This window comes from Mesorhizobium sp. M8A.F.Ca.ET.181.01.1.1, assembly GCF_004792025.1.
Classification (GTDB): Bacteria; Pseudomonadota; Alphaproteobacteria; order Rhizobiales; family Rhizobiaceae; genus Mesorhizobium.
The window spans coordinates 1-311 of the sequence record NZ_SRTV01000209.1 but is presented as its reverse complement, the minus strand read 5'-3'; the positions used below and the strand labels follow the sequence as shown (position 1 = coordinate 311).

At 68.5% G+C, this 311-nt stretch carries 1 pseudogene; it reads left to right on the top strand.

Annotation, left to right across the window (positions count from 1 at the left end):
- A pseudogene (locus EN824_RS34280) lies at positions 1–311 on the top strand (hypothetical protein); the annotation flags it as partial.

The window sequence follows — 311 nt, the reverse complement described above, 5'->3', positions numbered from 1 at the left end:
TCACGGTTGCGCGTTCCTGAACGCGGCCGGCGAGATTGCTTCTGCCGAAGACCCGATCCGCATCGTCGCGCGCCAGCACAAGGAACGCCTGCTCGCCTTCGTGCGGACGCAATTCGACGCGTTCATCCTCGAAACGCAGGGGGACGCGCGGCCCGCCGCGGCTTTGCCGCGGCAATGGCTGGTGCTGCTCGACGGTGCCATCGCCGTTGCGCTGGTGAGCGGCGAGCCAGATGCAGCGCTCGACGCCCAGGCCGTCGCCCGAACCTTGCTCGACGCGCAAGTTACCGGGTCGTCCGGCCAGCGCAATGCAT